Below are 25,182 nucleotides of genomic sequence, written 5' to 3'. Positions count from 1 at the left end.
CGTGCGTGACTCGCCCTGAAGGGAACGTGAGGAAGCCTTGACCTGCCGTCAGCCGGGGGTCAGGGTCGGCTGGCGGGTGGGCCGCTCAGCGGGTGTACTCGACGATCAGTTCGCCGGTATCGACCGAGCGGCGGATCATGCTGGTGCGGGTGTAACTGAGCACCACCCGCCCGCTGGTGAGTTGCAGGAGGCTCAGGGTGCCGCGCACGCCGTTGCCGCTGGTGGCGTTGCTGCCCGCAATGCGCCACTGGAAGCCGCTGCGCACGTCCAGCCCCTGGTCCGGCGCCGTGCTGGGCGTGACGCTGGTGGGGCGGGCACTGAATCCTTCCGGGCCGCGCATCTCGCCGGTTTTCAGGTCGATGCTGACCCCCTTCAGGACGCCGTTCATCAGTGGGCCGTCCCCGAAGGTGATCTGGTTGGCGTCGCGCGTGACGGCCAGCCGGAAGGTCTTGCCGGTGGACGCCAGGATCTCCTGGAAGACCACGTAGCGTTTGAAGTCCTCGCGGGAGATGCCCAGGCGTTCGTCGTAGGTGGGTTGCAGGCCGCGCGCGGCGTTCACGATCACCTGCTGCAGCGCCTGCGGGTTCCCGCCGACACTGGCGACCCGCAGCTGCAGTTCCACCGTGGAGATACTGGGCCGCCGTTCGAGCAGCGTGACGGTCTGTGAGGTGGCGGGCAGCAGCGCCGCGAGCCGGGGCTGCCAGCCGGCCGGTAGCGCGGGCGGCGTGGGAGCGCTGCTGCTCAGGCCAGACATCGACAGGCCGAGCGTCATCACTACTGCGGGGAGAGGCCAGGCCACCTTCATGCAATCGCGAGCATAGTGCGGCATGGTGAGAATTCCCCGCTGCACAGGCCGAGTTTTCTGAACCGCACGTCAGTTCGCCGTCAGGTTGCCGGAGGGGGATGAACAGGCTGGGAGCAGGGCTGGTGTGGGTAGGACAGATAGAAACAGAGGCGACACGAGGCCGCCTCTGCTACGTGGGGTGGGGAAGGCTCATACGGACTGCCGTCTGTTTCGCTGACCATCCGGAACTTCACCGGATCGCCAGCTCCACGTCCGGAGGGGCGTTTCTCTCCTGCTCGCTTCGCTCGGATTGAATGGGCTTTGCAGCCCATTCAATCGGAGTCCGTATCAGGCCTTGCCGACACTGCCGAGCACGCGCAGTTTGTGCTCGATGACCTGGCTCATGACTTCACGGGCCGGGCCGAAGATCTTGCGGGGGTCGAATTCTTTGGGGTTGGCGGCCAGCGCCTCGCGGATTCCGACGGTGCTGGCCAGACGCAGGTCGGTGTCCACGTTCACCTTGGCGATCCCGAACCCCGTGGCGCGCTGCAGGTCCTCGTCGGCGATGCCGGCCGCGTCGCCGATCTCGCCGCCAGCCTTGCGGAAGCGTTCGACGATTTCCTGCGGGACGCCGCTGCTGCCGTGCGCGACGAGGGGAATGCCGGTCAGGCCGGCGATCTTCTCGATGCGGGCGTGGTCGATGTACGGGCGGCCCTTGCCCTTGAACGCGCCGTGGCTGGTGCCGATGGCGATGGCGAGGTAGTCGGTGCCGGTCTGCTCGATGAACTGCACGGCTTCCTCGGGGTCGGTCAGGAAGGCGTCCTTCTCGTCCACGACGATGTGCTCCTCGATGCCGCCCAGGCGGCCGAGTTCGCTTTCCACGCTGATGCCCATGGCGTGCGCGGCCTCCACGACCCGCCGGGTTTCCTTGACATTGCCTTCGAAATCGTGGTGCGAGGCGTCGATCATGACGCTGGTGAAGCCCATCTTGATGGCTTTCAGGGCGCTCTCGTAGGAGCTGCCGTGGTCGAGGTGCAGCGCGACAGGCACGGTGGCGCGCCGGGCGAGGTCGATCACGATGTTGGCGAGATCCTGGCCGCCGTACTTGATGGCCCCCTCGCTCATCTGCACCATGACGGGGCTGCGCAGCCGCTCGGCAGTGTGGATGATCGCCTGGGTGATCTCCATGTTGTTGGTGTTGAACGAGCCGACGCCGTACTTGCCGGCACGGGCGGGAACGAGAATGTCATTACCGGTCACGAGCATGAGAAGACCTCCTTACAGTCGCCTTTCACTTTACCTGCCGGAACTGGGCGGATGCCGGGGCCGTCCACATCTCTGGGCCGGGAACAATAGACAGGTCGGCGCGGGCGCGGGCCGGGGCGTAGCATGGCAGGCATGAACAGTCCCCTCTCCCCCGCAGCCTTCGACCTGACCGGGACGCTGTCGCGCCGCGCGCAGAGCATGAACGCCAGCGCCATCCGCGAGATCCTGAAGATCACGCAGCGGCCCGACGTGATCAGTTTCGCCGGGGGTCTGCCCGCCCCGGAACTGTTCCCGCTGGACGAGGTCCGCGCCGCGAGCAACCGCGTGCTGGACGTGTACGGCCCCGCCGCGTTGCAGTACTCCACCACCGAGGGCCACCCGCCGCTGCGCGAGTGGATCGGCGCGCAGGCCGGCATTCCGGCGGGCAACGTGCAGATCGTGACCGGCAGTCAGCAGGGCCTGGACCTGCTGGGCAAGGTCCTGATCGACGAGGGGGACGTGGTGCTGGTCGAGGCGCCCACGTACCTGGGCGCGCTGCAGTCCTTCCAGCCGTACGGGCCGCGCTACGTGCAGGTGCCCACCGACGAACAGGGCATCGACGTGGACGCCCTGGAAGCCCTGCTGCCCGGCCTGAACGCCAAGCTGCTGTACGCCGTGCCGAACTTCCAGAACCCCACGGGGCGTACCCTGAGCGCCGAGCGCCGCCGCCGCCTCGTGGAACTGACCGCGCAGCACGGCGTCCTGCTGATCGAGGACGACCCCTACGGGCAGCTGCGCTTTACCGGCGAGGCGGCCCCCAGCCTGTACAGCCTGGGCCTGGAGCTGCACGGCGACGCCGACCGCAACCACGTCATCTACTCCAGTTCCTTCAGCAAGACGCTGGTGCCGGGCCTGCGGGACGCGTGGGTGCAGGCCGCCGCGCCCATCATCGGCAAGCTGATCCAGGCGAAGCAGGGCGCTGACCTGCACACCCCCACCTTCAACCAGATGATCATCGCGGAACTCGTGGACAGCGTGCTGCCCCGCCAGATCGAACGGGTCCGGCAGGCGTACGGCGAACGCGCGACCCTGATGCTGGACCGCATCCGCGCGGACTTCCCGGACGGCGTGGACTACACCACCCCGCAGGGCGGCATGTTCCTGTGGCTGACCCTCCCACAGGGCATCGACACCCAGGCGCTGCTGCCGCGCGCGGTCGAGCGCAAGGTCGCGTACGTGCCGGGAAGTCCCTTCTACGCGCTGGGCGGCGGCCAGAACACCATGCGCCTCAGTTACAGCAACGCCACGCCCGAGCAGATCACGCAGGGCATCCGGGCGCTGGGCGATACGCTGCGGGGGGCCCTGGCCGAGCTGTAAGGGGGCTCTGCCCCGTATCATCAGGCGCGATGAGTGACGCACCGCTTGGCGTGTTCGACAGTGGCGTGGGGGGCCTGAGCGTCCTGGCGGACCTGCGCCGGGCCCTGCCGGGCGAGGACCTGCTGTATCTGGCCGATACGGCGCACGTGCCGTACGGGGCCCGTCCGGACGACGAGATCCGGGACCTGACGGACCGGGCGGTCTCGGCGCTGCACACGCGGGGCGTGAAGGGCGTGGTCGTGGCGTGTAACACGGCGTCGGCGTTCAGTCTGGGGCACCTGCGGTCGCGTTTCGAGATGCCGATCATCGGGCTGGTCCCGGCCGTGAAACCGGCGGTCCTCTCGACCCGTTCGGGCGTGGTGGGGGTGCTGGCCACGCCGGGCACGCTGCGCGGCACGCTGCTGGCCGACGTGATCCGTGAGTTCGCGGACCCGGCGGGCGTGCGGGTCATGCGGGCCGTGAGTACCGAGCTGGTGCCGCTGGTCGAGGCGGGGCAGGCGGACTCAGCGCGGGCGCGCGAGGTGCTGCGCGAGGTGCTGACGCCGCTGGCGCAGGCTGGGGCCGACGGGCTGGTGCTGGGTTGCACGCACTACCCGTTCCTGGCGGGCAGTATCCGCGCCGAGTTCGGGGACACGTTCACGCTGCTGGACAGCGGCCCGGCGGTGGCGCGGCACACGCGGCGCGTGCTGACCGAGCGGGGGTTGCTGTCCGTGCGGGAGTCGGGCGGCCAGGAGCGTTTCCTGGTGACGGGGGACGTCGCGCGGGCCGCGCCGGTCATGGCGGCGCTGCTGGCAGCGGCGGGTATGGGGGCGGCGGGTATGGGGGTGGGCGGGGCCTATACTGAAGGTCAATCCAACCGGGCGGCCCCGCTGCCCAGAATTGAGTCCATCCAGACATGAGCACACCAATCAAAGGCAGCAGCACCCCCCAGCTCCTCCCGGTCCGTGAGGGCCGTACCCTTCTGGAGCCGCGCCCGCTGACCGTCAAGCGCGGCGTGAATCCGCACGCGCCGGGCAGCGCGCACCTGATCATGGGCCGCACCGAGATCATGGCGACCGTCAGCATTCAGGACAAGGCCGCGCCGCACATGCGGGGCAGCAAGGAAGGCTGGCTGACCGCCGAGTACTCCATGCTGCCGCGCGCCACCACCGACCGGCAGGCCCGCGAACGCAACCTGCAGGACGGCCGCCGTTACGAGATCCAGCGGCTGCTGGGGCGGGCGCTGCGGGCCAGCATGGACCTGCGGCACTTCCGGAACCAGACGCTGTACGTGGACTGCGACGTGCTGGTCGCAGACGGCGGGACGCGCGTGGCGAGCATCCTGGCCGGGCACGCGGCGCTGCATGACTTCTGCGACCGCCTGATCCAGAAGGGGCAACTGACCGACTGGCCCATCGCGCACAACGTGGGCGCGATCAGCGTGGGCCTGCTGCGCGACGAGGTCCGCGTGGACCTGGATTACGCCGAGGACCGCGTGGCGCGCGCCGACCTGAACGTGGTCGCCACCGACACGGGCCTGATCATCGAGGTGCAGGGCGGCGCCGAGGAGGGCGCGCTGACCCAGGAGGAGTACGTGCGGCTGCTGTCCACCGGGGCGTTCGCGGTGCAGGGCGTCATGGCGGACCTGACGCGGCAACTGTCGGTCATTCAGGGCATGTGAACGCCGCCCAGCCGCCCGGCCGGGGCGGGGCGGGCGGCTGCGGTAGACTCCAGGCCAAGTTCCAAGGAGGTTACCCATGAGCGTGACGAGATTCATCGGGCGGGCGTTGCTCGCGAGCATCTTCATCAAGAACGGCCTGGACCACCTGCAGAACCCGGACCCCATCGTGCGCGCCGCGCGGGGGCCGAGGTGCCGGAACCGGAACTGGCCGTCAAGGTGAACAGCGGCGTCATGGTCGGCGCCGGGGCGCTGCTCGCGCTGGGGCTGGCCCCACGGGCGGCCAGCGTGGCCCTGGCGACCAGCCTGGTGCCCACCACGGTCATCGGGCATCCCTTCTGGGACAAGGACGGCAAGGAGCGCGCGCAGCAGCAGGGGCAGTTCCTGAAGAACCTCGCGCTGTTCGGCGCCCTGCTGTACGTCAGTAAAGAGTAAAAAGAGACGCAGGTTGAACGTTGATGGTTGATGGAGGGGGCGACCCTCTGTCAACCATCAACCATTCACCATCAACCCCTCATACGGATTCCGTTTGTTGCGCCAACAATCCGGAACTTCACCGGATTGCCGGCTCCACGTCCGGAACCCGTTTCTCTCCTTCTCGCATCCGCTCGGATTGAACGGGCTTTGCAGCCCATTCAATCGGAGTCCGTGTCACAGCACGCGCAGGCGGTAGAACACGCCGGCCACCGCGACGGCCAGGGCCACGGCGAGGCCCAGCACGATCCAGATGCCTTCCGGGTTGTTCTGGAACGGGATGGGCACGTTCATGCCGAAGATGCTGGTCACCAGGGTCGGGATGGCGACCAGGATGGTGGTGACGGTCAGGACCTTCACGACCTGATTGACGTTGTTGCTGATCACGCTGGCGAAGGCTCCGGCCATGCTGGTCAGGATGTTGCTGGCGATGGACGCCATCTCGATGGCCTGAAGGTTCTCGATCAGCACGTCGTCGAGCAGGTCGCTGTCTTCCTCGTACATCTCGAAGATGCGGTCGCGTTTGACCCGTTCCATCATGGCCTCGTTGGCTTTCAGGCCGGTCAGGAAGTACACGAGGCTCTTTTCCAGTTTCAGCAGGTTCAGCAGTTCGCGGTTCTGCTGGCTGTTCTCCAGTTTGTCCTCGATGGCGTCCACGCGCTTGTTGATCTGCCGCACGTCGATCAGGAAGCGCTGGGCGTTGCGCAGGAACAGTTGCAGCGTCAGGCGGTTCTTCTTGCTGGTGCTGACGCGCCGCACCAGACCGCCCAGCACGTCCTTCACGACCGGGTTTTCCGGCAGGGCGCACACGGTCACGACGCAGTGGTCGGTGTGCAGGATACCCAGCGGGACCGTGTCGTAGGGAATGTCGCTCTCCTCGGGCAGGCGGTAGCTGGTCTGCATGATGATCAGCAGCTGCCCGTCTTCCCGTTCGAAGCGCGAGCGTTCATCCGGGTCGAGCGGGTAGGACAGGTAATCGAGGTCCAGGCCGGTCTCGCGGGCGACGCGGGCGAGTTCCTCGGCGGTCGGGTCGGCGGCGTTGATCCAGCAGCCGTCGGTGTAGCCGTCCGTGCGGGTGAGTTTCCCGCCGATGCTGCGGTAGTACGTCAGCATGCGGCGCCTCGGGTGGGGTGGGGCATGGCGCGTCCTCCAGGGGGTGCGTGAGGGCCGGCCTCGGCCACTCGGTGTGGTCGGGCTGAACTGGGCGGTTCGGCGTCCAGCGGTTCGGGGTTCACAGTCACCTCCCAGGGGGCGCAGCCGCCTACTGATCAGCCGCCTTCTGAGGACGGCGCGGCGCCGGTCATGCTAGCCCCGGCGGGGCGGGCGCGGCAAGGCGCGGCCACGGCGCAGACGAAAACCCCCACCGGGCGGGTGAGGGTTTTCGGATTTGGGCCGGGCCGGCACGGTGACCGTACATCATGTGGCCGGGCCGGCAGCAGGGCCGGTTTCCCGCGCTGCTGCCCCGCGCTGGGGGTTGCGACCGGAGCGGCGCGCGTCAGGCCGCTTCAGGCAGGGAATGGATTACAGGCCGAAGTAGACGCGGTTCTTGGCGATGAAGTCTTCCTCGCCGCCGGGGACGTCCTCTTCCGGGAAGATGGCGCTGACGGGGCAGGCGGGCACGCACGCGCCGCAGTCGATGCACTCGTCGGGGTGGATCAGGAACTGGTCGCCGCCGTCGTAGATACATTCCACCGGGCAGACTTCGGTGCAGGCCTGGTCCTTGACGCCAATGCAGGGGCTTACGATCACGTGAGGCATGAGGAACAGTATGCACACCTGCCCGCCTCGCCGCAAGGGCAGGGCAGACAGGTTTTTTGACGTTCAGGCGCGCAAAACCCGACCCATGAGGTCAGGATTGGGACGCGGTTCAGATCCCGGCGGGACCCGGTACGCCCGGCCGGCCGGTCAGTTGCGCCTCGGCCAGCGTGAGGTCCTCGTCCTTGTCCACGTCGGTTCCGACCGCCGCGTGCGGGGTGATCAGCGCGCGCGCCGGGACGCCCAGCAGCGCCGAAACCTTCGCTTCCAGCGCCGCCACGCTCAGGCGGCCCGTCACCAGCCGCAGCAGCACGCCCGGCCCGATCAGGCCCGCGAGCTTCAGCGGAGCCTTGCGCGCCGCGAGCACCTCGCGCAGCCTGGGCAGGAACTGACCGATCAGGGCCGGGTCCAGCAGGAACAGGTTCCCGCCCGTGAACGTTCCGTCGCGCAGGCGCGCATACGTGCGTTTCACGCCGGGGTACGCGGCCTCGCACACCTCGCGCCGCACCACCGGGTACACCAGCCCCGCCCCGGCAGGCGCGGCGTCCAGCACGCTGCGGACCTCTCCGGCGCGCAGCATCGGCACGTCCGCCGTGACGACCAGCACCCGCTCGCCGGGTTGCAGGCCGGCGGCGCGCAGGGCGTCCACACCGGCCTCCAGGTTGCTCAGGAGCGTGCCGTGATCGGTCACGCGCTCGTCGATCAGGTCGTCCAGTTCGGGCGTGGTCGGGCCGACGTACGCGACGCGCCCCACCCGGCCGCTGCCGCGCAGGGCGCGCAGCACGTGCAGCGCCATCGGTTCGCCCGCCACGGGAATCAGGGGCTTGACCTTCACGCCGTGCGCCGCCGCGAACGGATCGCCGGGGTCACCGCCGCCCAGCACCACGGCGCTCCAGGGCGTTGCATCCGTTTGTGTCATTGCCGCCCAGGGTAGCAGACCGCGCCGCCCGCTGCCCACGCCCCCCCGCCGCCGGTCAGGCCGGCAGGTGCAGCGCCGCCGTGAACCCCTGCCCCGGCGCGCTGCGCAGTTCCAGCGTGCCGCCGTGCAGCTGCGCCACGTGCCGGGCGAGCGCCAGCCCCAGCCCGTGCCCGCCCACGCCGGACGCGTCGGCCGCGCGGCTGGCGTCCGGACGGTAGAAGGCCTCGCCCAGTCGCGCGAGCGTGGCGGCGTCCACGCCGGGGCCATCGTCCTGGACCGTCACGGTCGCGCCGCCCGGCACGGCCCGCACGGTGACGGTCACGGTCGCCTGCGGGGCGTGCCGCACGGCGTTGGTCGTCAGGTTCCAGATGGCCTGCCCCAGCAGCACCCGGTCGCCGGCCACCGTGACCGGGCCGCCCGCCACGAGGTCCACATCCGCCAGCGGGTCCAGTTCGCGCGCGCGGTCCACGGCGTCCGCCGCGAGGTCCAGCAACGGCACCGGCGCGCGCTGCACGGCCCCTGGATCGCGGGCCAGCAGCAGCAGGTGGTTGGCCAGCGTGGACAGCCGCGTGATGTCCGTCCCGATCTCACGCAGGTCCGCCCGGTACCGCCCGGCGTCCCGGTCGCGGGCCAGGGTTCCCTCGACCCGCGCCGTCAGGGCCGCCAGCGGCGAGCGCAGGTCGTGCGCGGCCGCCCGCAGGAACCCCTGCTCGCGGTCACGGGCGTCCGCCAGCCGCGCGAAGCTGTGCTGCAGGGTCAGGGCCAGCCGCGCCAGTTCGTCCCCATCGCCCGCGCCGGGCAGCGGCACGCGCAGGTCGCCGCCCTCCCCCACCGACCGCGCCGCGTTCTCCAGGGCCCGCACCGGCCGCAGCAGCCGCCCCGCCACCACCCACCCCACCAGCAGCGAGAACAACAGCGCCAGCGGCAGCAGCCACACCAGCGCCCGCCCGAAAGCCTGCCGCGCCTCGGACAGCGACCGGGCGTCCACCGCCACCTGCAGCAGCGCGTCCCCCCGCAGTGGCCGCACCAGGATCAGGTGCGCGCCGTCCGCGCTCAGGTACCCGCCGGGCCCGGCCCGCAGGGTCAGCGGCACACCCTCCGGAAAGGACGACGTACCCACCGACGCCAGCTCCTGCCCCTGCGCCGCCACCAGCCGCAGGTCCACACCCTGGCGGTCCACGCCGTCCGCCACGCGCTCCAGGTCCCGCTGCGACACGGTCGCCACGCCCAGCAGCGCCCCCACCAGATCATCCCGCCCCGGCCGCAGCAGGCCCTCCACGCGGCCCTGCACAGCCCCCACCACGCTCAGCAGCCGCGCCTCCTGCGCCTGCCGCAGGAACCCGTTCACGGACCAGAACAGCCCGGCCGCGACCAGCGCCACCGCCAGACCGGTCGCCAGCGCCGCCCACAACGCCAGTCGCGCCCGCAGGGTCAGCCGCAGCAGGTCCAGCCGCATCTGCCGTTCCCGGCGCCGCTCAGCGTTCCACGCGGTATCCGCGTCCACGCTCGGAACTGATCGCCTCGGGCGCCATCTTGCGCCGCACGTACCGCACGTACACGTCCACGATCCGCGCCTCGCCGCCGAACTCCGGCCCCCACACGCGGTCGATCAGGTCCTCACGCGTGAACCACCGCTCGGGCGACAGCGCCAGCGCCTCCAGCAGCGCGTACTCGCGGCCCGTCACGGCCACCTCGGCGCCGTCCCAGGCGACCGTGCGCGCCACGGTATCCAGCGCACCGCGACCCGCCGCGAACGTCACGCGCGGCGCTCCCGCTCCCCGCTCGCGGCGCGACAGGGCCCGCAGCGTCGCCAGCAACTCCGGCATGGCGAACGGCTTGACCAGATACGCGTCCCCGCCCAGGTCCAGGCCCTGCACGCGGTCACTCAGTTCCCCGCGCGCCGTCAGGAACAGCACCGCCGAATCCACGCCCTGTTCGCGCAGTTCACGCGCCACCTGAAAGCCGTCCATGCCGGGCAGCATCACGTCCAGCACCACCAGCGGGAACTCGCCCATCACGGCCGTCTCCAGCCCCTCGGGGCCCGTCTGCGCCCAGGTGACGGCGTACCCGGCCTCCCGCAGCGCCTCCATGGTCGGCTGCGCGATCCGGGCGTCGTCCTCCACGAGCAGCAGTCTCATGCGGCCCAGTGTACGCGCGGCGGTTAAGGGGTGGTTAGCCGCTCACGGCGCGCCACAGCAACCAGCCGCCGAGCGTCATGAGCAGTAGCAGGACCGCGATCAGGGTGGGGATCAGCCAGGGCAGGCGGCGCTGCACGCGCAGGCTGCGGCCGCGTGCCTCGGTCAGCACGGGTTCGGGCAGGGTGCGGGCGGCCAGGGCCAGCAGGGTGGGCACGATCAGCACGTCGTCCGCGAGGCCCAGCACCGGGGTCAGGTCGGGCAGCAGGTCCAGGGGCAGCAGGGCGTAGGCGACGGCCAGGGCCGCCATGAGTTTCGCGCCTGCGGGGGTGCGGCGGTCCCCGAGGGCGAACAGCAGCGCCAGCGAGTCACGCCAGCTGGAACGGATACGTGCGATCACACCCCCTGGTACGCGGCCCGGCCGGCCGGCGTTGCGGGCCGCTCCCGCCGGACCGGGGGTACCCGTCGGGGGGGATGGTGGTATGCTGGGAGGGTCCGCTGTGACCGTGCTCCCGACCGGGGCCGGCGCGGCGCTGGAGGTCAGGCAAAGTAGGCGGCTCGCCCTGCGAGTCCACGTGTACCGCGAGGACACGTTCACGGAAGACGGGAACACGCACGCAACTCACACCATTCAGGCCCCGCCACGCGCGCCGGGCCGGTGTGAACTGCCTGACTCCCCGCCTTCCGTCGCCTGAGTTCCGGACGGCCGGGTGTGTTTCCGTGTGTACCGTTTCACGCCCGGCCTGTGGTACAGTTCTTGCTTGGTGACCCGCTCGTGCGGGTGCGCGACAAGGTCCAAGCCGTCCGGGGCAGCGATTCCCGGCCGCGCGGCAGGAGGAATCACAATGTTTGCAATCATTCAGACCGGCGGGAAGCAGTACCGCGTTCAGGAAGGCGACGTGATCCGCGTCGAGAGCCTGCAGGGCGAAGCGGGCGACAAGCTCGACCTGGCCCCTCTCTTCGTGGGCGGCGACAAGGCCCTGTTCGGTGACGCCGTCGCCAAGTTCGTCGTGAACGCCGAAGTGGTCGAGCACGGCCGCGGCGAGAAGATCTACATCCGTAAGTACAAGAGCGGCGTGCAGTACCGCCGCCGCACTGGCCACCGCCAGGACTACACGGCCATCAAGATTCTGGGCATCAAGGGCTAAGGGAGGATACCGACATGGCACACAAGAAAGGCGTAGGTTCGTCCAAGAACGGACGTGACAGCCAGCCCAAGTACCTGGGCGTGAAGAAGTTCGGCGGCGAGCAGGTGCTGGCCGGTAACATCCTGGTCCGCCAGCGCGGCACCAAGTTCAAGGCCGGCCCGAACGTGGGCATGGGCCGCGACCACACGCTGTTCGCCCTGGAGCACGGCAAGGTCGTGTTCACGAACCGTGGCGCGAAGGGCCGCTTCATCAGCATCGAAGTGCCGACCGAACTCGCCGCTGACTGATTCCCGGTCGCGGGTTTTCAGGCAGTTCAGCGCCCTGCCCCGGTGAAGGGTGGGGCGCTTTTTTACGGTTTTCCGGGTCCGGGTGTTCCGGGTTCCGGCCGGCCGGGGCCGCAGGGCCGCAAGATCAAGCAGGGTGAGGACGGTGCCGCGCGGCACGCACCTTGCCCCGAAGGGAGAGGTGAGTGCAGTGGCGTTTCGTGACGTTCTGAATATCGAGGTGGCCGCCGGGAACGGCGGGGACGGCAGCATGTCCTTCCACCGCGCGAAGTACATGGAGAAGGGTGGCCCGGACGGCGGGCACGGCGGGAAGGGCGGCAGCATCATCCTGCGCGCCATCGAGGGCGTGGAGTCGCTGGAGCGCCTGCTGGGCCGCCGCAAGTTCAAGGGCCCCAACGGCGCGTACGGCGAGGGTCGCCTGCGCCAGGGTTCCGACGGTGAGGACATCTACATCGACGTGCCGGTCGGCACCACGGCCTTCGACGAGGAAACCGGCAAGGTCATCGCGGACCTCGTGCGGGTCGGGCAGACGAAGGTCATCGCGCGCGGCGGTCTGGGCGGGCGCGGCAACAGCACCTTCACCAGCAGCACCCGTCAGGCGCCGCGCTTCGCGGAACTGGGGACGCCCGGCCAGAAGCGCCGCGTGCGCCTGGAACTGCGTCTGATCGCGGACGTGGGACTGGTCGGCTACCCGAACGCCGGCAAGAGCAGCCTGCTCGCGGCGCTGTCGCGCGCGAACCCGGCCATCGCGGATTACCCGTTCACGACCCTGTCGCCCATCCTGGGCGTCGTGGACCGCGTGGACGCGCACGGCAGCCCGCTCGACGAGCGCCTGACCCTGGCGGACATTCCGGGCATCATCGAGGGCGCCAGCGAGGGCAAGGGCCTGGGCCTGGAGTTCCTGCGGCACATCAGCCGCACGCGCGTGCTGGTGTACGTGCTGGACGTGACCCGTGACCCGCTGGGCGAACTGGCGCAGCTGCAGGCCGAGCTGCGCTCCTACGACCCCACCCTGCTCGAGCAGGTGGCGCTGATCGCGCTGAACAAGGTGGAACTGGTCGACGAGGACCTGGCCGTGATGGTCGAGGACGAACTGGTCGGCGCGGGCCTGCCGGTGCTGCGCGTGAGTGCCAAGGAAGGTCTGGGCATGGACGAACTGCGCGAGTCGCTGTTCCAGCTGCTGCCCGACCGGGAACTGTGGGCGCAGACGCACGCGCTGGACATCGAGCCCGACGTGGTCCGCGAGGAACCGCTGCGCCTGGAATTCCGGATCGATCCGGCCGCGCAGGGCGTGGGCATCATCAACGACGGCCAGCCGGAACGGGTCTGGAAGGTCATCGGCGGGGGCTTCGAGGAACGCATCGTGCGCTTCTCGCGCTACCTGGAGGAAGCCTCGGAGTACCTGGGGAACGTCTTCAAGCGTCAGGGGCTGTACAACGCCCTGAAACGCGCCGGAGCGCGCGAGGGCGACACGGTCGAGATCGGGCCGCACCGCTTCGAGTACTTCGACGAGGACGAGAACAAGGGCTGAGCCCGTTCAGAAGGTAAGGGAAGGAGCCGGGAACAGATTGCGCTGTTCCCGGCCCCTTCCCTGTGGGGTCGAGGCCTGCGCTCAGCGGGTGCCGCTGTAGGCGCCGCTGCACGCCGCGCCGCGTTCCGGGGCGGTGGCGCCCTGCTCGTACTTGTCCAGGAAGGCTTTCAGGCGGGCGTCGTCGGGCTGGTCGACTTTCAGCTGCGCGCCCCAGGCGCTCATGGCGACCGGTGTGTCCAGGCCCTCGTAGGGGCTGAGCAGGGTGTAGGGGCGGCCCTCGACCAGTTTCTTCAGGGTGTCCAGGCCCGCGGCGTCCAGGTCCGGGCGGTACGTGACCCAGACCGCGCCGTGTTCCAGGCTGTGCACCGCGTACTCGTTGTACAGGGGGCGATCGTACACGCCGCAGTTCTGCCAGCTGGCGTTGTGCGGGCCGCCGGCCGGGGGGTTCTCGGCGTAGATCAGGGAGCCGGTGCGGTGGTCCCCGGCGGGGTACTTGAAGGTCTGGACGCCCTCGATGCCTTTGGAACCGCAGGCGGTCAGGGCGAGCAGCAGCAGGGGCAGCGCGCGTTTCATGAGGTCACAGAGTACCGCGTGGGTACCGGCGCTGCCCAGGGTCATCCGGACCTGCGCCCCGCCCGGCGCGTGCGCGGGGGCGAGTCATACGGGTTCCGTTTGTTTCGCCGACATCCGGGACTTCACCGGATTGCCAGCTCCACGTCCGGAACCCGTTTTTCTCCCACTCGCTTCGCTCGGATTGAACGGGCTTTGCAACCCATTCAATCGGAGTCCATATCACTCGCCGCCGTGACTGCCGGAGCGGGAGGGCGGCGGGGTGAAGCCGGGTGGGCGGCCGTCCGGGTAGCCAGGGCCGGTCAGGTCCACCGGCTGCCGGTCCGGGACGAGGTCGCCCTTCAGGCCGCGCGCGGCGAGGACCGGCAGGAAGGATTCCATGACGTCCGGTTCGCCGTGCACCAGCCACACGTGCGGCGTCCCGGCGGTCGCCAGGAAGGCCAGCAGGTCGTCCTGGTCGGCGTGCGCGGAGAAACCGCCGATGGTGTACACGTGGGCGCGCACGGCGATCTCCTCGCCCATGACGCGCACGTGGTCCGCGCCGGTCACGATGCGCCCGCCGAGGCTGCTGGGCGACTGGTACGACACGCTGATCAGGCTGGTGCTGGGTTTCCAGAGGTGGTGCTTGAGGTGATGCTGAATGCGCCCGCCGGTCATCATGCCGTTGCCGGCCAGGATGATGGCGGGGCCGTCGTAGCGGTTGATGCGCTGCGATTCGGCGCTGGTGGGCACGACGTGCAGCGTGCCGGGCCGGAAGGGGTCCTCGCCGGCCTGCAGGGCGCTCCGGACTTCCGGGATCAGTTCGTCTCCGAACTCGAAGTACTCGTGCGTGGCGCGCGCCGCCATGGGGGAATCCAGGAACACCGGGATGCGCGGGACCTCGCCGGCGTCCATGAGGTTCTTGATGGTGTGCAGGATCGTCTGGGTGCGTTCGATGGCGAAACTGGGAATCAGGATCTTGCCGCCCTGCCGCACCGCGCCGCGCAGCGCGTCGCGGAACTCGGCGAGCGTGGCGGCCCAGGGGCGGTGGGTGCGGTTGGCATAGGTGCTTTCCAGCACCACGGCGTCGGCGGGGGGCGGCGGCGTGAAGTCCAGTTGCAGCCCGCTCTCGCGGTTGCCGAGGTCGCCGCTCATGATCAGGCGCGTGCCCCCGCCCTCGATCAGCAGGTACGCGCTGCCCAGGATGTGCCCGGCGCGGTGCGGCGTGACGCGCAGTCCGGCCACGCGGGTCGTCTCGCCGAAGCGCAGGGCGGGGCGCAGCAGGGCCAGGGCGCGGTGGACGTCCTCCTCCTCGTACAGCGGGGGCGGCACCTGCTCGTCGGGAATGCCCTGACGGCGGGCGCGGCGCAGGTCGTGCCGGTAACCGTCCACCTGCAACCGGGCGGAGTCCAGCAGCACCGTCTCGGCCAGCGCGGCGGTCGGTTCGGTGCAGTGAACCGGCCCCCGGTACCCGAGTTTCACCAGCAGCGGCAGGCGGCCCACGTGGTCGAGGTGCGCGTGCGTGAGGATCACGGCGTCCAGGGCCGCCACGTCGAACGGGAGCGGCTCGCGGTTGCGGGCCTCCAGGTCGTCGTTGCCCTGGAACAGGCCGCAGTCGATCAGCACGCGCCGCTCGCCGACCGTCAGGAGGTGCATGCTGCCGGTGACCGTGAGGGCCGCCCCGAAACTCTGGAGTTGCATGGGCCAGTGTACCGCCGCCCACACCCCCCACGCGGGGCCGGGCCATGCACCCGCCACGCCACCCCGTGGGGGTGCGCGTAATCCGGCCGCGCGTGACAGAGTTGTGCCGCTCCCCGCCGGATCATGGACGCGTGACGGCATGGAGGACACAGACGCAGGACGCCGAAGCCGTGCGCCACCGGGCCTACGTGCTCGCGGCGCTGGTGTCGGCGGCCGCGCACCTGGGCATTCTGACCCTGAAGGTGCCGCGCGGCGAGTGGCAGGACCTGCCGTCGTTCCTGACCGGGCTGGCCGTGTCGCTGCTGATCCTGTGGGCGCTGCTCTGGAAGCGCCTGCCGACCACGCGGCTGAACATGCCGGTGGCGGTCGCCGTGACGCTGGCGACCACCGCGGAATTCCTGCCGCTGATCTCGGCGCCGGCGGTCGGCACGCAGGCGTACCTGACGTTCGTGGGCACGGTGGCGCTGTGGTTCGGGCTGCTGCCGATCCGGCTGGCGGCGGTGCTGTCCGGGGCGGGGTACGCGCTGTTCGCGGCGCTGATCCTGACCCGCCCCACGCCGGACCTGACGCTGCTGACATACCTGGCGTGCATCACCATCGTGGTGGGCATGGTCGCGAGCTTCGGGCAGCGGGTCGTCACGCACCAAGAGCAGGCGGCGGCGTTCGAGCAGGACTCCCTGACCGACCCGCTGACGCAACTCCCGAACCGCCGGGCACTGCTGGCGCAACTGCGCGTCCTGTGGCCGGACGCCGGGCCGCGACGGGCGGAGTTCGCGCTGGTCATGCTGGACCTCGACCGGTTCAAGGACGTGAACGACCGGCTGGGCCACACGACCGGGGATCAGGTGCTGCGCGAGACCGGCCCGGCCCTGCGCGCCCTGACCGGCGCGGGCCTCCCGGCGGGCACGCTGCTGGCCCGCTGGGGCGGAGAGGAGTTCATGCTGCTGCTGCCCGGCGTGGGCGCGCAGGCGGCGTACGCCATGACGGCGCGGCTGAGCGGCGCGGTCCTGCCGCTCCCGGCGCACCTGCCAGACCTGACCTTCAGCGGTGGGGCGGCCCTGTCGCACGAGGTGGCCAGCCTGGACGACCTGCTGGCACTGGTGGACCTGCGGCTGCACGCGGCGAAGGCAGCGGGGCGCGCGCAGGTGCGCTGGGACGCCCGCGCGTCCGGCCCCTCAAGCTGATGGGACAGCCGGATCGGCGGCCGGGCGGATCGGCGGCTGGTCGGGTCGGCCCGGCGTCTTTATGGGCCGTTCATGTTCTGCCCGGGCGGGTGGGACCGGGGTGTACGTTCAGGGCATGACCCAGCACGAACCGGCAGCGACCAGCAGCTTTCAACGCATCCTGGTGGGCGTGGACTTCTCGGAGTCGTCCACGCACGCGCTGGCCACCGCCCGCACCCGCTTTCCCGGCGCGACCCTGCGGCTGGTGCATGTGACCGACGCCCGCGTGACCGCCGCGCCGGACCTGATGGGCGGCGTGAGCGCCGCCATGCCCGACCCGACCCTGCTGCACACCCTGGAGGACGCCGACGCCGCCCGCATGACACAGCTGGCCCGCCCGGACGAGGAGACCGAACTGATGGTCGGTGACCCCGTGACCGGCGTGCTGGACGCCGCGGGCCGCTGGAGCGCGGACCTGATCGTGGTCGGCACGCACGCACAGGGCGCGCTGGAGCACTTCTTCCTGGGCAGCACCGCCGAGAAGATCGTGGCGCGCAGCCCCATTCCGGTCCTGACCGTGCGCCGCGAGGACCGCGCATGAAGGTCGGGGTGGTCGGTGCGGGGCTGGTCGGCGCGACCGCCGCCTACGCCCTGACGCTGCGCGGCTCGTGCAGTGAACTGATCCTGACCGACCTGGACGCCGCGCGCGCCCGCGCCGAGGCTCAGGACATCGCGCACGCCGCGCCGGTCAGTCATGGCGTACGCGTCAGCAGCGGCCCGGTGGCGGACCTGCGGGGCAGCGCGGTCGTGATCGTCGCGGCCGGCGCGAACCAGAAACCCGGCGAGTCCCGCCTGGACCTGCTCCAGAAGAACGCCGCCATCTTCCGCGAGCTGATCCCGCAGGTGGTGGCGGCCGCACCGGACGCGACGCTGCTGATCGCCACGAACCCGGTGGATGTCCTGACGGACCTGACCGCCAGGCTGGCGCCGGGCGCGTCCGTGATGGGGTCCGGGACGGTCCTCGACAGCGCCCGCTTCCGGCACCTGATCGCCGAGCACGCCGGGGTGGACGGCACGCACGTGCACGGCTACGTGCTGGGCGAACACGGCGACAGCGAGGTCCTGGCCTGGAGTACCGCCAGCGTGGCGGGCCTGCCGGTCGCGGACTTCATGGCGGCGCGCGGCCGCGAGTGGACGCCGGAGATCCGCGCGCAGATCGACGCGGACACGCGCGGCGCGGCGGCGCAGATCATCAGCGGGAAGCACGCCACGTACTACGGGATCGGCGCGGCGCTGGCCCGCATCACCGAACGCGTCCTGGGCGACCGGCGCGGCATCCTGACGGTCAGCGCGCCCACCCCGGAGTTCGGCGTGAGCCTGAGCCTGCCGCGCGTGGTGGGCCGGGGTGGGGTGGTGGACACCATCTCGCCGTCGCTGACCGGGCCGGAACGCCAGGAGCTGGAACGCAGCGCCGGTGTGCTCAGGGCGGCGCTGGCAGCCCTGGACTGACCGGCGTGGTGGTGGGCGGGGTGGGCGCCGGGTTCAGGGGCGGCAGCGGATCGGACGGACTGGGAATCGCGGTCCGGTTCCCGGCTGGCGTACCCGCCGGGGTGTCCGATTCGGTGAACTCGCCCGTGATGGTGCCTCCCTCGGCCTTCATGGCGTACACCTCGTTGCGGTCGAGGTCGTACACGATCACCCCGGCGCGCAGGGTGTCGCCGCCCTGCACGCTCTCGGCCGGCTGGGTGGCCGTGCCGTACAGGCGGGCCACGTTGCGGGTGTCGTCGTACTCGACCCGCGCGGCGCGGCTGACCCGCCCGCCCGCCGAGTTGAACACCACGTTCCCGACCAGGGTGGTCTTCTCGTCGTCCACGCTGACCTCGATACGGTCGCTCTGGCCGGTCAGGGGATCGGTGTCGCTGCGGCGCGTGAACCGGATCGGCCCGTCGATGCGGGCCACGCCGTCGGCGCTGTCGTACACCAGGTTCTGACCGCGCAGTTCCGTGCGGCCCTGCGTGACGATCACGGTATCCGGCGCGGGTTTCGGGGCGGCCTGCACCTCGCAGCGGGTCAGGCGGTCGGTGGTGTCGGCCGGCACCTCCCCCGGTTCAAGGAAACGGCCCGTTCCGGCGCTGGCCTCCACGCGGCCGTCACTGCCGTCCTGCCCGTCTTTCGGGGCATTCTGCGTGACCACGGCCAGCGGCACGCGGATCACGTTCTTGTCGATGGTGATCTGCACGCCGCCCGCACCGGTCTCGCTGAACACCGCCAGGGTCGGCGCGCCCTCCGGGTCGTCCGGGAGCGGCTGGCACAGCGCGAACACGCCCGTGGTGTCGTCCGTGCCGGTCTTCACGATCACGATGCGGCGGTCCTTGCCGTCCTTCTCGCTGCGGCGCACCAGGGTCAGGCTGGACTGCTCGGCGCCGGCCTCGGGAGCGGCCTCAGCGGGTGCGCTCTGGATGGGGGCGGGCGGACTGGGTTCGGCCTGCTGCGCCCGCCCGCCCGGCACCCCGCCCGTGACCGCCAGCAGCGCGGTCAGGAGTGCGGCGACGGTCAGGCGGGAACGGGACATGCGCGCAGTTTACTTCTCGCCGCGCAGCTTGAACTGCTCGGCCGGAATCTTGTAAGCCGAGTTCAGGGCGCGCACGCGGCCCAGGTCGGTGCGCTGCTCCAGGTAACCGCTGGCCGGGGCCTTGACGGTCACCTTGCTCTTGCTGTCCACGCTGACGGCGTTCCCGACCACGTACGCCACGTTCTTGCGGTCGTCGTAGTACACGGCGTCGCCGGTGGTAGTGGTGGTGCCCTGCACGAGTTTCACGCCGCCACGCACGTACAGCGTCTTGGTCTTGGTGAGCGCGCGGACCTCCTGGCCGGTGATGACCAGTTCCTTCTGGTTCCCTTTGGCGGCGCGGGTCAGGCTGGGTTTGCCGGTCAGCTGGGCCAGTTCGCGGTCCTCGTCGAACACCAGCTTGTCGGCCTGTCCGTTCTGGGTGCCGGTGGACAGGGTCACGCCGCCCGTGCTGGTGGACACGTTGTTATCCACGTCCAGGCTCATCTGCGCGGCCTTGATGGTCACGGTGTCGCCGTCCTCTTTCTTCTCGGGGACGAAGGTGGCGCTGGCGTTGCCGCTCAGGACGCCCTGACCGGTCGTCTCGTCGTACGCGAGGGTGCTGCCGGCGGCGCTGAGGCGGCCGCGCGTGACCTTCACGGCGCCGGTGAAGTTCGCGGTGCGTTTGCCTTTCGCCTCGATCAGCGGCGTGCCCTTCGGCGCGGCCAGCACGGCCTGCGAGGCCTCGATGTTCAGGGTGCTGACCTTCGCCTTCACGGGACTGCCGGTGAAGGTCAGGGGGCCGTTGCGCACGTCGCCGCGCGGGCCGCCCTGAATGGTGATCAGGCGGTTGGTGGCGTCGGCCTGCGCCAGCACGGGCGCGGCGACGGTCAGGAGGGCCAGCAGGGACAGGGTCTTGGTACGGTTCATCATGGGGCTCCTTGAAGGTCAGGCTCCGGGGACGCGCTGGCCGTTCTCGCAGCGTTCCGTGCCGTCCAGGTCGTATTGCAGGGTCGAAGTGTCGTTGTCGGAGTCCTCGATCTTGAAGTCGAAACTCATGCGGAGTTTCTCGACGTGCCCGGTCATGAGCGGCGAGTCGAGTTCCGCGACCGGCGCGCTGAAGCCGCTGCCCTGCTCGATCTTCACGGGCATCTGCTCGGTGCCCTGAAGGTCGATGTCGGCACACTGCTGCACCAGCGTGATGCGCGCCTGACGGGTGGTCATGTTGTCCTGCCCGTCAATGGTCAGGTCCGGGGCGCTCAGGGTGGCGTCCAGCGTCTGGCGGCCCGTCAGGCGGCCCGAGGCGTCCCGTTCGCGCAGCAACCGCTGCCCCTGACCCAGGTCGGTCAGGCGCGTCTCGCCCAGCAGCGGGTCGTTCGTGACCTGCCCCGCCCGGAACTGCCACACGGCGTCCGGGTCGCGGGACGGGTACAGCGTGAGCTGCACGCCGGACAGGACGGCGCCGGTGGCCACGGCCGTGCGGTCCGCGCCGGGCAGCAGCGCGAAGATCAGGGCGAACCCCAGGATGCCCGTCAGGGCGTACAGGCCGAGTTTCTGCACGGGCGCACTCTAGCGCGCCCCTCTCATGAGAGTGGTGGGGATCGGGTGGGATACTCCGGGAGATCGTTCCGGCGGCGTTACCCTGGGCGGCATGATCGACTCTCACACCCACCTCGACTACATCGACGATCCGGCGGGCGCGCGCGGCGAACTGGGCCTGAACGCCATGGTCTGCATCGGCGCCAGCCCGCAGCACGCCCGGAACGCCGTGGCGCTGGCCGAACAGTTTGACGACGTGTACGCCACGGTCGGCCTGCACCCCACCGACACCGACGAGGACAGCCCGGACGCCCGCGCGCAGATCGAGGCCCTGCTGACCCACCCGCGCGTGGTCGGCATCGGCGAGAGCGGCCTGGACGACTACTGGGACGACACGAAACGCGCCGCGCAGGTGTCGGCGTTCGAGTGGCAGCTGGACCTCGCACGGCGCAGCGGGAAGGTGCTGGTCATTCACACGCGGGATAAGGCCGGGCAGGACAGCGCCCACCGGGGCGTGATGGACGTACTGCGAGCGTGGCCGGACGTGCCGGTGATCCTGCACTGCTTCAGCGGGCACCCGGAACTGCTGCGCTTTGGCCTGGAGCGGGGCGAGCACACGTACTTCGGCTTCGCGGGGAACACCACGTACAGGAACGCGCAGGAGATCCAGGCGGCCGCCCGCGACCTGCCCCTGACGCGGATGCTGCTGGAAACCGACGCACCCTTCCTGGCCCCCGTCCCGAAGCGCGGCAAGCCCAACCGGCCCGGCTACGTGCGCCACACCCTGGAGTTCATCGCGGCCCTGCGCGGCCTGGACCCCGCCGAACTGGAGGCCACGACCGACGCGAACACCCGCCGCGCCTACCGCCTGCCGCTGGCCTGACGGTCTCCACGATACCTCGACTTGAGATGCATCCAAATCAGAGGTATCGTGAAGGCATGAACGCCCGCGAGCAACTCCGCATGCTCATCCTGGCCGTCCTCGACCGCCAGCCCGAACACGGCTACGCCATCGCCCAGGCCATCAACACCCGCAGCGAAGGCCTCCTGCGCGCCCGCGAAGGCACCCTCTACCCCGCCCTGCACGCCCTCGAAGCCGAGGGGCTCATCGAGAGCCATGAACACGAGGTCGCCGGCCGCACCCGCCGCGAATACCGCCTGACCGACAAGGGCCGCGCCGCGCTGGCCCGCACCCGCCGCGACTGGCAGGCCCAGGTCGGCGCCGTGCAGGCGGTGCTGGGAGGAGGAGCGTGACCGGCGACCTCCGCAGCCTGCTCAGCCCCCGCCTCCAGCCTCCCCGGACCGTCGCGGAGTGGCTGGAGGTCGCCACCGACGGCCTGACCCCCGAAGCCGCCCACCGCGTCCGCCACGACTACCTGAACCACCTTCAGGACACCCTCGCGGCCCAGCCCGACCTGACCCACACCGACATCCTGCGCTGCTGGGGCTCCGCGCACACCACCAACCGCGAACTGCGGCGCACCCACCTGACCGTCCGGGACGCCCGCCGCCTGCCCCCCCGACACCTCAGCCTGGGCGGCAGCCTGTGGTCCGCATCCGCCCCGGTGGCTGGCCTGACGGTCGCCGCACTGCCAGACCTGCGGCGCGGCGAAGCCGTCACCCCCTTCCTGCTGAGCGTGGGCATCCTGACCGCACTGGCCCTGCTGCGCTGGTGGGTGCTGTCCCGACCGCTGCCCCCCACCCGCCGCGCCGCTGCGTACTGGCTGGCCGAGCCCCTCGGCGGCGCCCTCATGGCCGGTCTGGTGGCCGCGCTGTGGTTCCTGCACACCGGCACCCTGACTCCCGACCGACTGATCGCCTGGACCCGCGAACCCGCCTCCTGGGTTGCCCTGAGCTTCTTATCCTTCCACATCTGGCGACTCTCGCTCGCCGTGAACGCCAGCCGCAAGCTCGGCGCGGAGACAGCGTGACCCTGCACGACTGGCTGACCGTGGCCCTCCGCAATCTCGCCTCCGCCGCACAGGAGCGCATGAACGCCGAGTACCAAGCGCATGTGCAGGACGCCATGACGGGCGGGCTGACCGAACCGGAAGCCGTCGCCACCCTGGGCGACCCCGCGCAGGTGAGCCGCGCGCTGCGGCGCACCCAGTTGACGGTACAGGACGAGCGGTGGTTGCGGCACCTGACCTCGCCGGGAACGCGCACGCGCCGCGAATCACGCCGGGTGCTGTGGCTCCTGCCGCTGTGCCTGCCCGCCTGCGCCTTCACCTTTCAGCTGATCTTCGCGCTGGACGTGGGGTGGTCGTGGCTGACTGCGGCAGCTGTGGTGAGCGCGGTTGCCCTGGCCCTGCTGGCCGACCTGCGCATGGGCGACACCCTGCACGCGGCCGTCCGCTCGTCCCGGCGTGGCATGACCCTGTTCGCGGCGCTGCTGCTCGCGTTGCTGGTCGCCCCGTGGCCCGTGCCGCTGTCACCGCCCGCGCAGCTGTCCCTGCTGGCCGGACTGGCGCTGCTCGCGCTGGCAGCGTGGCGACTGTCCAGCCTGCCGCGCAAACTCACGGAGGTGCCGACATGACCCTGCACGACTGGCTGAACGTCGCCCTGCGTGACCTCGCCCCCGCCGCACAGGAGCGCATGAACGCCGAGTACCGCGCCCATGTGCAGGATGCCATGACGGACGAACTGACCGAAGCAGAAGCTGTCGCCACCCTGGGCGATCCCGCGCAGGTGAATCGGGCGCTGCGGCGCGCGTACGCCACAGATCAGGAATTGAGCAACGCGCAGGGTCCGAAGGTGTGGTGGTTCATGCTGCTGCTGGTGGCGGGGTACGGACTGTCCGCGCTGTGGTTTGAACAGGCTGTCGAAGCTGTTGCAGCGGCCACCGCCCTCGTGCTGGCCTGCCTGGCGTGGGTCATCGTACGAAGCGAACCACGGCCAGTCAGGAACCTCCTGCTGGCCACGGCCGGACCGTGGGTCTTCAACTTCACCTTGTGGCTGGGCTGGAGCGTGCAGGCGTGGCTGGGTGATCCGCCCTCCTTAGGGGCCATCCTGTGGCTCCTGCCAGTCCTATGGGTGGTATGGCTGGTCGGCACCATGCAACAGGCCCGCCGGATGCGCCGCACCCTGACCCTCGGGGGCCGGGCGTGACTCCAGCTGATCTGAACGCGGAGCTCGCCGCCTACCTGGATGAGGTGACGGCGCCGTTCCCGGAGGATTCGGCGGCGCGTATCCGGGCGGACCTGACCGGGCATGTGCTGGAGGCCGTGGGGGCGCGTGATGGCCTGGAGCTTCGGGAGGCGCTGGCGGCGCTGGGTCCGGCGGCCGAGGTGCGGGCGGCGCTGAAGGCGCAGTTCTTCACGCGGGCGGACGTGGCGTGGCTGGAGCGGGACGGGCAGTTGCGTCGCCTGCTGGCCGGGGGAGCCACGGTACCCGCGCCGCTCTGGCAGAGTGCGCTGGGCTGCGTGGTGGTGGTGGGCCTGCTGACGTGGCTGGTCTGCGGCTGGCCGGGCCTGCCCGCGCTGATCGGTTCGCGGGAATTCACGTGGGCCGTGCCGATCCTGCTGACGCTGGAACTGGCGCTGCTGGAGTTCGCGCAGCGGGTGATCCTGCGTCGGCCCGTGCGGTCGGCGGCAGTACTGCGCCGCGTGTACGGCACGCTGATCGCGCCGCTGGGATTCGCGCTGAGTCTGCCGGTGTTCGCGCCGAGTGTGGTGACGGAACCGGGCCTGCTGGCGGCAGCACTGGGCAGTGCGCTCGTGGCGGCCTACCTGACGCGCCCGCGTGAGGCGCTGACTCTGGCCGGGAAGGCGTGGCGCGGCGCATGGTGACGTCGGTGCAGGCATGGCTGACCGTGGCTTTGTCGGGGCTGGCACCGGAGGTTGCGGCGCGGCTGCGGGCCGAGTACCTGGGGCACGCGCAGGACATGCTGGAGGCGGGTGAGCCGGTGGGGGCGGTGCTGGGGGCGCTGGGTGATCCGGCGCGCCTGAACGCGGAGTTGCGGGAGCGGTACCTGACGGAGTTCGAGGCAAAGGTGCTGGCGGCGCGTTCGCGGGCGTGGTCGGCGCGGGCCGTGTGGGTTCCGCTGCTGATGGGCGTGCTGGGGGCGCTGGCGGTGTCGGTGCTGAATCCGGCGGTGGGGGCGTGGGCGCTGTTGCTGCCGCTGCTGGGCCTGGGTGGTAGCGGGTGGTTGTGGTGGTTGGCGCGGCGGTTGCCGCCGGAGAGGCTGGCGCTCAGGGGATCGTCGGCGCTGGTGTTTGTGAATGCCGTGATGCTGGCGGCAGTTCAGGGTGTGAACTCGTCGCGGCCGGAGCTGGTCCTGCCGCTGTTCGTGGGCACGGCAGCCCTGGTGTTCGCGTGGTGGGAGTACGGTCTGAACGGTCGGCTGCACGCCAAACTGGGACGGTAGGCGTGCG

31 protein-coding genes are annotated in these 25,182 nt (G+C 70.6%); 18 read left to right on the top strand and 13 right to left on the bottom strand.

The window, feature by feature from the left end:
* Window positions 1–85: 85 nt before the first annotated feature.
* Window positions 86–772, bottom strand: coding sequence for a hypothetical protein (locus BXU09_RS07665; protein WP_240501100.1), 687 nt, complete (start codon window positions 770–772; stop codon window positions 86–88).
* Window positions 773–1,132: 360 nt separating this feature from the next.
* The gene (gene fba, locus BXU09_RS07660) at window positions 1,133–2,050 is read right to left on the bottom strand and encodes a class II fructose-1,6-bisphosphate aldolase (RefSeq protein ID WP_078301632.1); all 918 of its coding nucleotides are present in this window, start codon (window positions 2,048–2,050) and stop codon (window positions 1,133–1,135) included.
* A gap of 123 nt (window positions 2,051–2,173) precedes the next feature.
* Between fba and BXU09_RS07655 the strand changes: the two genes are divergently transcribed.
* The 5 genes from BXU09_RS07655 (at window position 2,174) to BXU09_RS07640 (ending at window position 5,498) form a co-directional block, all read left to right on the top strand.
* Window positions 2,174–3,406, top strand: a complete 1,233-nt coding sequence (locus BXU09_RS07655) for a PLP-dependent aminotransferase family protein (protein ID WP_144012018.1) — start codon at window positions 2,174–2,176, stop codon at window positions 3,404–3,406.
* A 29-nt stretch (window positions 3,407–3,435) separates the two neighbouring features.
* The gene (gene murI, locus BXU09_RS07650; protein ID WP_078301628.1) at window positions 3,436–4,305 is read left to right on the top strand and encodes a glutamate racemase; all 870 of its coding nucleotides are present in this window, start codon (window positions 3,436–3,438) and stop codon (window positions 4,303–4,305) included.
* A complete protein-coding gene (gene rph / locus BXU09_RS07645) occupies window positions 4,302–5,066 on the top strand; it encodes a ribonuclease PH (protein WP_078301625.1) in 765 nt (254 codons plus the stop codon). The genes murI and rph overlap by 4 nt, the downstream gene beginning before the upstream one ends.
* A 76-nt stretch (window positions 5,067–5,142) precedes the next feature.
* Window positions 5,143–5,286 carry a hypothetical protein gene (locus BXU09_RS21410; RefSeq protein ID WP_240501098.1) on the top strand — a complete coding sequence of 48 codons (144 nt, stop codon included), beginning with the start codon at window positions 5,143–5,145 and terminating at the stop codon, window positions 5,284–5,286.
* A complete protein-coding gene (locus tag BXU09_RS07640) occupies window positions 5,256–5,498 on the top strand; it encodes a DoxX family membrane protein (RefSeq protein WP_240501096.1) in 243 nt (80 codons plus the stop codon). The genes BXU09_RS21410 and BXU09_RS07640 overlap by 31 nt, the downstream gene beginning before the upstream one ends.
* 216 nt (window positions 5,499–5,714) lie before the next feature.
* Here BXU09_RS07640 and BXU09_RS07635 read toward each other — a convergent pair whose 3' ends face one another.
* From BXU09_RS07635 to BXU09_RS07610, 6 genes are all read right to left on the bottom strand, one after another.
* The gene (locus tag BXU09_RS07635) at window positions 5,715–6,650 is read right to left on the bottom strand and encodes a magnesium transporter CorA family protein (RefSeq protein ID WP_078301624.1); all 936 of its coding nucleotides are present in this window, start codon (window positions 6,648–6,650) and stop codon (window positions 5,715–5,717) included.
* A 408-nt stretch (window positions 6,651–7,058) separates the two neighbouring features.
* Window positions 7,059–7,295, bottom strand: coding sequence for a ferredoxin (locus BXU09_RS07630; protein ID WP_055363590.1), 237 nt, complete (start codon window positions 7,293–7,295; stop codon window positions 7,059–7,061).
* Between the two features lie 109 nt (window positions 7,296–7,404).
* Window positions 7,405–8,211 carry an NTP transferase domain-containing protein gene (locus BXU09_RS07625; protein WP_078301623.1) on the bottom strand — a complete coding sequence of 269 codons (807 nt, stop codon included), beginning with the start codon at window positions 8,209–8,211 and terminating at the stop codon, window positions 7,405–7,407.
* A 55-nt stretch (window positions 8,212–8,266) separates the two neighbouring features.
* A complete protein-coding gene (locus BXU09_RS07620) occupies window positions 8,267–9,667 on the bottom strand; it encodes a HAMP domain-containing sensor histidine kinase (protein ID WP_078301622.1) in 1,401 nt (466 codons plus the stop codon).
* A 19-nt stretch (window positions 9,668–9,686) separates the two neighbouring features.
* A complete protein-coding gene (locus BXU09_RS07615; protein WP_078301621.1) occupies window positions 9,687–10,349 on the bottom strand; it encodes a response regulator transcription factor in 663 nt (220 codons plus the stop codon).
* 34 nt (window positions 10,350–10,383) lie between these two features.
* Window positions 10,384–10,746 carry a DUF1232 domain-containing protein gene (locus BXU09_RS07610; RefSeq protein ID WP_078301620.1) on the bottom strand — a complete coding sequence of 121 codons (363 nt, stop codon included), beginning with the start codon at window positions 10,744–10,746 and terminating at the stop codon, window positions 10,384–10,386.
* Between the two features lie 445 nt (window positions 10,747–11,191).
* Here BXU09_RS07610 and rplU point away from each other — a divergent pair, with 445 nt between their 5' ends.
* The 3 genes from rplU to obgE all read left to right on the top strand — a co-directional run bounded on the left by rplU (window position 11,192) and on the right by obgE (window position 13,309).
* Window positions 11,192–11,494 (top strand): 50S ribosomal protein L21, encoded by a 303-nt coding sequence (rplU, locus tag BXU09_RS07605; RefSeq protein WP_055363608.1) that lies wholly within the window; start codon window positions 11,192–11,194, stop codon window positions 11,492–11,494.
* Window positions 11,495–11,508: 14 nt separating this feature from the next.
* Window positions 11,509–11,781 carry a 50S ribosomal protein L27 gene (rpmA, locus tag BXU09_RS07600; RefSeq protein ID WP_055363609.1) on the top strand — a complete coding sequence of 91 codons (273 nt, stop codon included), beginning with the start codon at window positions 11,509–11,511 and terminating at the stop codon, window positions 11,779–11,781.
* Window positions 11,782–11,968: 187 nt separating this feature from the next.
* Window positions 11,969–13,309 (top strand): GTPase ObgE, encoded by a 1,341-nt coding sequence (gene obgE / locus BXU09_RS07595; protein ID WP_055363610.1) that lies wholly within the window; start codon window positions 11,969–11,971, stop codon window positions 13,307–13,309.
* An 81-nt stretch (window positions 13,310–13,390) separates the two neighbouring features.
* Here obgE and BXU09_RS07590 read toward each other — a convergent pair whose 3' ends face one another.
* Both BXU09_RS07590 and BXU09_RS07585 read right to left on the bottom strand, forming a co-directional pair.
* A complete protein-coding gene (locus BXU09_RS07590; RefSeq protein WP_078304849.1) occupies window positions 13,391–13,882 on the bottom strand; it encodes a DUF3105 domain-containing protein in 492 nt (163 codons plus the stop codon).
* 219 nt (window positions 13,883–14,101) lie between these two features.
* Window positions 14,102–15,559, bottom strand: coding sequence for an MBL fold metallo-hydrolase (locus BXU09_RS07585; protein ID WP_078301619.1), 1,458 nt, complete (start codon window positions 15,557–15,559; stop codon window positions 14,102–14,104).
* A gap of 131 nt (window positions 15,560–15,690) precedes the next feature.
* On the opposite strand from BXU09_RS07585, the gene BXU09_RS07580 reads away from it, so the two are divergent.
* From BXU09_RS07580 to BXU09_RS07570, 3 genes are all read left to right on the top strand, one after another.
* Window positions 15,691–16,743, top strand: coding sequence for a diguanylate cyclase (locus BXU09_RS07580; RefSeq protein WP_168174570.1), 1,053 nt, complete (start codon window positions 15,691–15,693; stop codon window positions 16,741–16,743).
* Between the two features lie 115 nt (window positions 16,744–16,858).
* Window positions 16,859–17,323 carry a universal stress protein gene (locus BXU09_RS07575; protein ID WP_078304848.1) on the top strand — a complete coding sequence of 155 codons (465 nt, stop codon included), beginning with the start codon at window positions 16,859–16,861 and terminating at the stop codon, window positions 17,321–17,323.
* On the top strand, window positions 17,320–18,231 hold the full coding sequence (locus BXU09_RS07570) for an L-lactate dehydrogenase (protein WP_078301616.1): 912 nt from the start codon (window positions 17,320–17,322) through the stop codon (window positions 18,229–18,231). Before BXU09_RS07575 ends, BXU09_RS07570 begins: the two co-directional genes overlap by 4 nt.
* On the opposite strand, the gene BXU09_RS07565 is transcribed toward BXU09_RS07570, so the two are convergent.
* From BXU09_RS07565 to BXU09_RS07555, 3 genes are read right to left on the bottom strand one after another with little or no spacing between them, the layout of a single operon-like run.
* The gene (locus BXU09_RS07565; protein WP_078301615.1) at window positions 18,203–19,294 is read right to left on the bottom strand and encodes an LptA/OstA family protein; all 1,092 of its coding nucleotides are present in this window, start codon (window positions 19,292–19,294) and stop codon (window positions 18,203–18,205) included. The two genes, BXU09_RS07570 and BXU09_RS07565, sit on opposite strands and share 29 nt — an antisense overlap.
* Before the next feature lie 9 nt (window positions 19,295–19,303).
* Window positions 19,304–20,200 carry an LptA/OstA family protein gene (locus BXU09_RS07560; protein WP_078304846.1) on the bottom strand — a complete coding sequence of 299 codons (897 nt, stop codon included), beginning with the start codon at window positions 20,198–20,200 and terminating at the stop codon, window positions 19,304–19,306.
* Window positions 20,201–20,218: 18 nt separating this feature from the next.
* The gene (locus BXU09_RS07555; protein WP_078301614.1) at window positions 20,219–20,830 is read right to left on the bottom strand and encodes a hypothetical protein; all 612 of its coding nucleotides are present in this window, start codon (window positions 20,828–20,830) and stop codon (window positions 20,219–20,221) included.
* A gap of 91 nt (window positions 20,831–20,921) precedes the next feature.
* Between BXU09_RS07555 and BXU09_RS07550 the strand changes: the two genes are divergently transcribed.
* The 7 genes from BXU09_RS07550 to BXU09_RS07520 are packed head-to-tail and all read left to right on the top strand — an operon-like array spanning window position 20,922 to window position 25,175.
* Window positions 20,922–21,692: a TatD family hydrolase gene (locus tag BXU09_RS07550; RefSeq protein ID WP_078301613.1), complete on the top strand. Its 771-nt coding sequence runs from the start codon at window positions 20,922–20,924 to the stop codon at window positions 21,690–21,692.
* A gap of 56 nt (window positions 21,693–21,748) precedes the next feature.
* On the top strand, window positions 21,749–22,063 hold the full coding sequence (locus BXU09_RS07545; RefSeq protein WP_078301612.1) for a helix-turn-helix transcriptional regulator: 315 nt from the start codon (window positions 21,749–21,751) through the stop codon (window positions 22,061–22,063).
* The gene (locus tag BXU09_RS07540) at window positions 22,060–22,740 is read left to right on the top strand and encodes a hypothetical protein (protein WP_078301611.1); all 681 of its coding nucleotides are present in this window, start codon (window positions 22,060–22,062) and stop codon (window positions 22,738–22,740) included. The genes BXU09_RS07545 and BXU09_RS07540 overlap by 4 nt, the downstream gene beginning before the upstream one ends.
* Entirely contained in the window at window positions 22,737–23,345 is a 609-nt protein-coding gene (locus BXU09_RS07535) for a hypothetical protein (RefSeq protein ID WP_078301610.1), read from the top strand. The genes BXU09_RS07540 and BXU09_RS07535 overlap by 4 nt, the downstream gene beginning before the upstream one ends.
* Entirely contained in the window at window positions 23,342–23,917 is a 576-nt protein-coding gene (locus tag BXU09_RS07530) for a hypothetical protein (protein WP_078301609.1), read from the top strand. Before BXU09_RS07535 ends, BXU09_RS07530 begins: the two co-directional genes overlap by 4 nt.
* A complete protein-coding gene (locus tag BXU09_RS07525; protein ID WP_078301606.1) occupies window positions 23,914–24,597 on the top strand; it encodes a hypothetical protein in 684 nt (227 codons plus the stop codon). The genes BXU09_RS07530 and BXU09_RS07525 overlap by 4 nt, the downstream gene beginning before the upstream one ends.
* Window positions 24,579–25,175, top strand: coding sequence for a hypothetical protein (locus BXU09_RS07520; protein ID WP_078301600.1), 597 nt, complete (start codon window positions 24,579–24,581; stop codon window positions 25,173–25,175). The genes BXU09_RS07525 and BXU09_RS07520 overlap by 19 nt, the downstream gene beginning before the upstream one ends.
* Window positions 25,176–25,182: the final 7 nt, after the last annotated feature.

This window comes from Deinococcus sp. LM3, assembly GCF_002017875.1.
Classification (GTDB): Bacteria; Deinococcota; Deinococci; order Deinococcales; family Deinococcaceae; genus Deinococcus.
The sequence above is the reverse complement of the archived record's forward strand: the minus strand, read 5'-3'. Positions and strand labels throughout refer to the sequence as shown.